5 protein-coding genes and 1 pseudogene are annotated in these 8,517 nt (G+C 73.9%); 5 read left to right on the forward strand and 1 reads right to left on the reverse strand.

Annotated elements, in window-relative coordinates; translation table 11 throughout:
- From KS423_RS30970 to KS423_RS48140, 4 genes are all read left to right on the forward strand, one after another.
- Positions 1-1,381 (forward strand): DEAD/DEAH box helicase (locus tag KS423_RS30970; RefSeq protein WP_224283086.1); only part of this gene is annotated, 1,381 nt, incomplete at its 5' end.
- Between the two features lie 537 nt (positions 1,382-1,918).
- Entirely contained in the window at positions 1,919-2,650 is a 732-nt protein-coding gene (locus tag KS423_RS30975) for a ScbR family autoregulator-binding transcription factor (RefSeq protein ID WP_224283087.1), read from the forward strand.
- 301 nt (positions 2,651-2,951) lie between these two features.
- Positions 2,952-3,800, forward strand: coding sequence for an AfsR/SARP family transcriptional regulator (locus KS423_RS30980; protein WP_224283088.1), 849 nt, complete (start codon positions 2,952-2,954; stop codon positions 3,798-3,800).
- A 142-nt stretch (positions 3,801-3,942) separates the two neighbouring features.
- Positions 3,943-4,644: a ScbR family autoregulator-binding transcription factor gene (locus KS423_RS48140; RefSeq protein WP_308020267.1), complete on the forward strand. Its 702-nt coding sequence runs from the start codon at positions 3,943-3,945 to the stop codon at positions 4,642-4,644.
- A 120-nt stretch (positions 4,645-4,764) separates the two neighbouring features.
- Here KS423_RS48140 and KS423_RS30990 read toward each other — a convergent pair whose 3' ends face one another.
- Positions 4,765-7,794, reverse strand: a complete 3,030-nt coding sequence (locus tag KS423_RS30990) for a DUF11 domain-containing protein (RefSeq protein WP_224283089.1) — start codon at positions 7,792-7,794, stop codon at positions 4,765-4,767.
- A gap of 402 nt (positions 7,795-8,196) precedes the next feature.
- Here KS423_RS30990 and KS423_RS30995 point away from each other — a divergent pair.
- Positions 8,197-8,517, forward strand: a pseudogene (locus KS423_RS30995) (putative protein N(5)-glutamine methyltransferase); the annotation flags it as partial.

Below are 8,517 nucleotides of genomic sequence, written 5' to 3' on the forward strand. Positions count from 1 at the left end.
CGCCGCCCGCGCGGACGTCGAGCGGGCCCGGCACGAGGCCCGAGCCGCCCGACGCGACCTGGAAGGCGCCGCCGCCGAACTCGACTCCGCCCACCGCACCCTCCGCGCGGCCGCCGCCGACCTCCCCTCCCTGCCCCTCGACTGGCTCCACCTCGGCGACCCCGAGCAGGAACTCGGCGCCCCCTGGTCCGACGAGGCCTGGAGCACCGCCCGCAGCGACCTCTTCCTGCGCGCCCTCGACCTGCACCGCGCCCTCGTCGCCAACACGACCAAGCGGATCCGCGGAAACCTCCAGGTCCTGGTGGAGCTCATGGCCGGTACCGGCGGGCCCGTCCCCGACGAGCAGGTCCTGCACGCCTGGCAGACCCTCTTCCTCCTCGTCCCCGTCGTCTCCACCACCTTCTCCTCCATCGGCAGCATGTTCGCCCGACTCGGCGGCGGCTCCCTCGGCTGGATTCTCGTGGACGAGGCCGGCCAGGCCACTCCGCAGGCCGCCGTCGGCGCCCTCTGGCGCGCCCGCCGCGCCGTTCTCGTCGGCGACCCGCTCCAGCTCGAACCCGTCGTCACCATGCCGGCCGCCCTGCAACGCCGCCTCCTGCTCGCCTACGGCGTCGACGAGGAATGGCTGCCCTCCGCCACCTCCGCCCAGGCCGTCGCGGACCGGGTCAACCGCTACGGCACCTACCTGCCCGCCCCCACCGGTGCGGAGGAGGACACCGTCTGGGTCGGCTCACCGCTGCGCGTCCACCGCCGCTGCGAGGACCCCATGTTCACCGTCAGCAACGAGGTCGCCTACGGCGGTCTCATGGTCCACGGCACCCATCCGCAGCCCTTCCCCGACCCCGACCAGGACGGCCTCCTTCCCAGCCGCTGGCTCGACACCCCCGACCCCGACCGCCCCGCCGACGCCCCCTGGGGCGAACGCGACCGCCGCGCCCTCACCTTCCTCCTGCGCCGGCTCGACCGCCACGGCGTCACCGTCGAACGCCTGCGGATCATCGCCCCCTTCCGTGCCCTCGTCGCCGAGGCCCGCGAAACCTGCCGCACGCTGCCCGGATGGACCGCCGAACTCCTCGACGAACGCTGCGCGACCGTCCACAAGGCCCAGGGCAAGGAAGCCGACGTCGTGATCCTGCTGCTCGGCGCGGGCCGTTCCGGCGGCCGCGACTGGGCCGCCGCTACCCCGCACCTCCTGAACGTCGCGGCCAGCCGCGCAAAACGCCGCCTCTACGTCGTCGGCGACCGCGCCCTGTGGGCCCCGCTGCCCCACTTCGACGTCCTGGCCGCCGAACTCCCCGCCTACGACCACGTCCGCGACCGCGACACCTGGCCGCTCGACGACCCCGGTGGCGATCCCGCGAGCAGAGGCGCGAACGGCTGACCCGCGCGCAAGGGGGCGCGCCCCGAGGCCGCCGTGCGGGACGTCGGACCGGCCGACGTCCCAGGCGTCCTGACCGACCGTCAGGGCGGATGAGGTCGAGCGTGGTGGGGACCGGGCGGTCCGGCCCTCCTGGGCGGCCGGAGGGTCGAGGAGCGCGCTCGGCCCCGGGGCCGGTTCGCCCGGCGCCGGTACCACCACGCCCGGCCCGAGGCCCGTCCGCATCCGGTTCCGTCGAGGAATCCCGCCGATCCGGTGCAACGACCGGCCTGCCTCGGAGGTCACGTATGTAAGGAGGTGAATGCTCGGAAGAAACCGTTCGTTCGGTTTTTCGGATGAAGGTGGCGGCGTATCGAAGGCCGAACCGACGGGACGGCCGGGGTGTGTGGTCGTCATCGGGGCGGTGGGGCTTGACGGGTTACGGGGCTACGGGGAGGGGGAGTGGTTGGCGGGATTCATCGGCATCGTCTTGTCCGCCGTGGGTGGGGCGCAGCTAAGATACGGGGTGTTTGGTTTTGTTTTCCGGGGAGCTCAGGGCGGGTGGTTTCGGTGGTACGGCAGGAGCGGGCGCTCCGGACACGTCGGCTGATCCTGGAGGCGGCGGCCTCGGTCTTCGACGAGTTCGGGTACGAGGGCGCGACCATCGGTGAGGTGGTCTCCCGGGCCGGCGTGACGCGTGGTGCGGTGTATTTCCATTTCGCCTCGAAGCGGGATCTGGCGCAGGGCGTGGTGGAGGAGCAGTTCGTCCAGGACGGAGTTCCCGAACGGAGCTGCAAGCTCCAGGAGTTCGTGGACACCGGGATGGTGGTGGCGTACCTGATGCCGCGTGACCCGCTGCTCAGTGCGGGTGCCCGGCTCTCGCTCGGGCAGGACGTCTTCGACGATCTCGGCGGCGGTGCCATCCCCGGCTGGATCAGCCGCTTCGAGGCGTTGCTGGTCGCGGCCGGCGAGCGCGGCGAGCTGCTCCCGCACGTCGTGCCGGCGGACACCGCGTGGTTGGTCATCGCCGCGTGGACGGGGGTGCAGATCCAGTCCCAGAAGCTGTGCGGCCGGGCGGACCTGGAGCTGCGGGTGTCCGCGCTGTTCCAGCACCTGATGCCGAGCATCGCGGTGCCGGGCGTGCTCGGTTCGCTGCAGATGGGGCCGAACCGCGGGGCCGAGGTGGTTGCCGAGGCCGCGGCGGCCCGTGCGGCGGAGGAGGGCGGCGCCCCGGACGGTGGGGCGGACGGCACCGCGCGCGCCGAGGTGCAGGCGGAGGTCGGCGTGGGCTGACGGTGGCTCACCGGCTCTCCTGCCCAAGGGAGTCCGGGTAGGCGCAGGCGAACCGGCGGCGGCGGGACCAGGGTGGTCCGGCGCCGCCTTTGGTTTGTCCGGATTTGGTGACGCAGCGCACCTGAGGGCTCGCTTACGGTGGCGAGCGGCGATGCCTCGGCAAAACAAACAGCGCGTTCGGTTTTGTATTGACAAACCGCGCGTCCTGTTTTTGACTGGTGGCACTTGACCCAGGGTGTCGACCCGGGTGCCGGCCGCGGCGGAGGTGGCTGCGGCGTTCCGTGTGATTGGGGTGGTCATCGTGGAAATTCGGGTGCTCGGGGCGCTGGACGTCCGGGTGTGCGGGGTGTCGGTGGTGCCGTCGGCGCCGAAGCCGCGGCAGGTGCTGGGGCTACTGGCGCTGAGGGCGGACCAGGTGGTGCCGGCCGGGGTGCTGGCCGACGAGCTGTGGTCCGGCCGGCCGCCGCGCAGTGCGCGCACCACCGTGCAGACGTACGTGCTCCAGCTGCGGGACCTCATCGACCGGGCGCTCATCGCGGCCGGTGCGGCGACGGGGGTGTCCTGCGCCAAGGACGTCCTGGTGACCTCGCCGGGCGGCTACATGCTCAACAGCGGCGGCGGACTGACGGACCTGCGGGAGTTCGAACGGCTCGCCGGAACGGGCTACCGGGCGATGGACGGCGAGGACTACCCGGCGGCGGCCCGGCTGCTGGGCGAGGCGCTCGCGCTGTGGCGCGGATCGGCCTTCGCGGACGTCCCGGTCGGTGGCCAACTCGCCGTCGAGGCAAAGAGGTTGGAGGAGACCCGGCTCTGCGCGCTGGACCAGCGGATCGAGGCCGACCTGCGGCTGGGCCGGCACCGGGTGCTGCTCGCCGAACTCACCGTCCTGGTCGACCGCTACCGCACTCACGAGAGCCTGCACGGCCAGTACATGATCGCGCTGCACCGCTCCGGCCGCCGGGGCGAGGCACTGGAGGCCTACCAGCGCCTGCGGAACACCCTGGTCCGGGAGTTGGGCATGGAGCCCTCGGTCGGACTGCGGCGGCTCCAGCGCTCCATCCTGCTCGCCGGGCCGGAGCGGGTGGACCGCGAGCCCGCCGGTGTGGCCGCAGGACCGGAGGCGGCGCCCCGGTTCAGCCGGGTCGGCTGAACCGGCTGGCCGTCCGGGGCGGCGCCGGATTGCGGGATCGCCGGAGCCGGCCGCGGACGGCCGTCGGAAGCCGCGCCGCCCGTCGTGGGGCGGCCGCGGTCCGGTCGGAACCTGCTTGTCGTTGTGAGGGGTTGTGGGACGGGTGGTCCAGGAGAGGTCGGAACGGACGCGCGGGCGGCTGGTGGAGGCGGGGGCGGCACTGTTCGACCGGCGCGGTTACGCCGGGGCCACCCTCGGCGAGATCGCCGCGACTGCCGGGGTGACGAAGGGGGCGCTGTACTTCCACTTCGCCTCCAAGGAGGAACTGGCCGGAGCGGTGTCCGCGCGGGCCGAGCGCTCGCTGCGGTCGGCCTGCGCGGAGCTGCGCGCCTCCTCCCCGCTCCAGGGGTTGATCGACGCGGGGTACTGGCTGGTGGACGCCCTCGGGGCGGACCCGGTGATCCGGGCGGCCTTCCGCCTCGGCCGCGAGGACGCCGGCTGGCAGGCCTCGCCCACCGCAGTGGGACCCACCACGGCCTCGCTCGCCGCGGCGGGGCCCACCACGGCCGGGTCGGCCTTCGCCGACATGCGCGGCTTCCACAGTGTCTGGGCCGGGGTCGTGCGCGACCTGCTGGCCGGCGCCCGCCGCGCCGGTGAGCTGCGCGACCGCTCGGGCGGCCTCGGCCCGGAGACCCTGGTGGTGACTGCCGCCTGCGGTCTGGAGGTGGTCTTCGCCGACGGCTGCCCCGCCGATGAGCGTGCCCGCCGGGTGGGCGCGCTCTGGGACTGGCTGCTGCCCTGCCTGGTGCCCCCGGGCACGGCCGGCGGCTACCGCACCAGGCCGCCGGCCCGGCAGCCCGCCTGAACCCGGCCTGCCTGAACCCGGGCCCGACCGAACCCGACCCCCGGCGGACAGCGGGCCGCCCCCGGTACCCGAAGGCACCGAGGGCGGCCCGACCGCCGTCGGACGGCGGGGTCGAAGGCGTTACGCCACGTACCGGTTGGCAGCCGCGCGGCGCCGGATCCGGGTGAGCAGCAGACCGCCGAGGGCGATCAGCCCGGCCCCGCCCCCGGCCAGGCTCGCGGTGGCGGTCGGCGCGCTGTTCTCCGGCAGCCCGTCCGAGCCGCCGTCCTGGGGCGGAGCCGGGTGGTGACCCGGACGGCTCGGGCAGCCGTGGCTCCCGCCGCCCTTGTGGTCGTGCCCCCGCGGCGGGCAGGGCGAGACGGCGATGCAGAGCTCGACCGGCGGGCTCTCCACGGTCCGCCCCCGCGGGTCGACGGCAGAGGCCCGGGCGGTGTTGGTGATGCTGCCCGCCCGTGCGTCCTCCTCGGTCACGGTGGAGGTGCCCTGGCAGGTGGTGCTCTGCCCAGGGTCGAGGGTGGTCTGCTCGCAGGTCACCTGCCGCACCCGGTCGTCGCTGACGGCGACGTCGGTCAGCGTGGTCGTCCCGGTGTTGGTCACCGTGTACGTGTAGGTGACGGTGTCACCCGGGTGCACGGTCCCCTCGGCGTCGGCCCGCTTGGTGACGGACAGCGAGGACTCGCCGGCCGGAACGACGTCGACGGTGGCCTGGCCCGGCGGACTCTGGACGGTCCGACCCTGGGGGTCGGTGCCGTTGGCGTGCGCGGTGTTGGTGACGTGCCCGGCCCGGGCGTCCGCCGCCGTCACGGTGTACGTCCCGTGGCAGGTGGCGCTCTGCCCCGGGTCGAGACCGGTCCGGTCGCAGGTCACCCCCTGGACGTGGTCGTCGGTCACGGTCAGGCGGTCGACCGCCGCCGTCCCGGTGTTGGTGACCGTGTAGGTGTAGTGCACGGTGTCGCCGACGTGGAACGGCCCGGCGCTGTCGGCCCGCTTCTCCAGGTCGAGCTTGGCGACGCCCACCACCTTCAGCGTCACCTGGGCGATCGGGCTCTGTACCGTCTGTCCCTGTGGGCCCGCGGCGGTCGCCCGGGCCGTGTTGGTGACGTGGCCGAGCTGCTCGTCGGCAGCGGTCACGGTGTACGTGCCGTGACAGGTGGTGCTCTGACCGGCGGTCAGAGTGGTCTGGTCGCAGGTCGCGTGCGCGGCGTGGTCGTCGGCGACGGTGAGGCCGGTCAGCGTGGTCGTTCCGGTGTTGGTGACCGTGTAGGTGTAGCGCACGGTGTCCCCGGCGTGGACCGGCCCGGCGGTGTCCGCCCGCTTGGCCAGGCCGAGCGACGAGGGGCCGACCACCGTGACGGTGGCCTCGGCCTCCGGCGAGGTGACCGGCCGGCCGTTGGACGTTCCGCCGGCGTGGGCGTGGTTGGTGACCTGCCCGGCCTGCGCGTCGGCCGCCGTCACGACGTAGCTGCCCCGGCAGACCGTACTGTCCCCGGGGCTGCCCGCCGGCGCCAGCACGGTGGCGTCGCAGGTGATCCCGGTGACCTTGTCGTCCGTCACCGTCAGCGCGTCGACCGGAGTGCCGCCGGTGTTGGTGACCACGTAGGTGTACGGCACGGTGTCGCCGACGTGGAACGGCTCCTCCGCGTCCACGTGCTTGACCAGGGAGATCCCCGGCGGCGCCACCACCGGCACGTCGGCTGTGGCGGGCGGCGAGGTGATCGGGTTGCCGTCGGAAGTCCCGGTGGCCTGGGCGGTGTTGAGGACATGGCCCTGGGCGACGTCCGCGGCGGTGACCCGGTACGTCGCCGTACAGGTCACCGTCTTTCCGGGGTCCAGTGTGCTCACCGGGCAGGTGACCGGCCCGACCTTCGGGTCGTTCACGGCCAGGTCGTTGACCGGCACGTTCCCGGAGTTGGTGACCACGAAGTCGTACGGGATCGGGGTACCCACCGTCAGCAGCCCGGGCAGCGGCTCGTGCGGCTGCTTGACCAGGTTCAGCGCGGGCAGCGGCTGGTCGGTGTTGACGACGACGTTGCGGATCAGGTGCACGTCGGTGAACAGGCCGGTGGACCCGGCGAAGCCGAACTTGTAGGTCGAGGGCACCGGCTCCGGTGCGGGGGTCTGGAGCACCTGGTGCGGGCCGGTGCCGTCGTTGAAGTCGACGGATACCGTCAGCACCGGTGAGGGCGCGGGCGTCAGGTGCACGTTCACCCGGCGGCGCGAGGGCTCCAGCAGGGTCTGGGCCTGGTCCGGGGTGACCCCGGGCGGCAGCGTGGTGAGCGGGCCCTGGAGCGTGCCGGGCAGCGTGGAGGGCCATGGGCCGTTGGTGGTGAAGTTGCTGGTCGTCGCGGTCAGGAAGCAGTAGCCGGTGGTGCCGTCGCCGGGGCCGCGGACGGTGACCATGTTGGCGCCGGGCGCGGGCACCCGGAAGGACGTGCCGGCGGGGGAACGCTGGGCGCAGCCGTTGCCGCGCTGCTCCCAGTCGCCGAAGTAGTTGCCGAGCACGTCGAGCCCGACGCCCAGGTAGCCGCGGTCGACACCGGGCAGGAAGGTGAGGTTCGGGTCGTCGTCGGGCAGCTTCTGGGCGTAGCCGAGGCTGCCGCCGAAGGCGCCGGGGTGGGTGAGCGAGACGTCGCCGTTCACCAGGAAGAACGAGATGCCGTCGGCCGGGGTGTTCGGCGTGGTGCTGCCGTACTGCCACTGATCGAAGGTCACGTCCAGACCGTTGCCGGCCGGCAGGGCCTGGTCGAAGAGCACCGCGCCGCTCCGGTCGTTGCCGGCGTCGGTGATCCGCAGGTAGCCGAGCGGCGCGCTGTTCAGCGGCGGCACCGGGCCGGTCTCGGCGGCGGGGCAGCCACCGAGCAGGTGGTCGCCGGCCCCGGGCTGGGCGGGGGCCGCGCCGGTGAGGCAGGCCGAGCCGACGGCGGTGAAGCGCGAGTCGGCGGTGGCACCGGTGAAGGTCTCCTGGAGCAGGGGCGTGCCGACGGCCCGGACTCGCTCCGCCGACGGCGCGGCAGGACGATGGGCGGGAGCGACGGCCTGGGCGAGCGGGGCGGTGAGGCCGGCGCCGAGCAGACCCAGGGTGGCCGCGGCACTGATGACGCGGGCCGTTCGGGCACGAAGCCGGGACGGTCCGCGGGATTGTCTCGTCATGCCGTCACTATGCGCGGCCGCTACGGTCGGTTATCGCCGAGTACTGTCAGTGGACCTATCAAATAGCTCGGACGAACGAGCGTGACGCCGGCTTGTGACGGGAAGGCCCGGGGCCCCGGCGCAACCGGGTCGACCCGGCGGCCCCGCTCCCGGCCGGCGGAGGGCGGGACGGGACCGTTCCGATCACCCCCGGCCGACGGTGCGGTAGGGTGGCCGACGCCGAGTATGACCGCGACTCAGGGAGGTGAGACCCATTACCGGTATGTCCGAGCGGGTGCTCCCGGAGCGCGGCCGTGCGGGCGCCCCGCGCGCATAGCGCGGACGGCGCGCCGACACGGTGTCGGCCCTCGCGGGAGCCCTGACGGAGTCGTCAGCCCTCCCGTCTTCCCCCAAGGGGTTCTCTTGTCGGTCTTCTCCTCCGCCTCCCTCCGTTCCTCGGTCGTCTCCCGGCTGCGCGCCGCCGGTTGCGTGTTCGCCGAGGACGAGGCGCGGATCCTGCTCTCCGCCGCGGCCTCGCCCGCCGACCTGGCCGCCATGGTCCGCTCCCGCGCCGACGGGCGACCGCTCGAACACGTCGTCGGCTGGGCCGAGTTCGCCGGTCTGCGGATCGCCGTCGACCCGGGCGTCTTCGTCCCGCGCCGCCGCAGCGAGTTCCTGGCCGCCACCGCCACCGCGCTGACCGCCCCGGGCGCGGTGGTGCTCGACCTGTGCTGCGGCAGCGGC

This window comes from Streptomyces sp. LS1784 (assembly GCF_020103755.1).
Lineage (GTDB): Bacteria > Actinomycetota > Actinomycetes > Streptomycetales > Streptomycetaceae > Kitasatospora.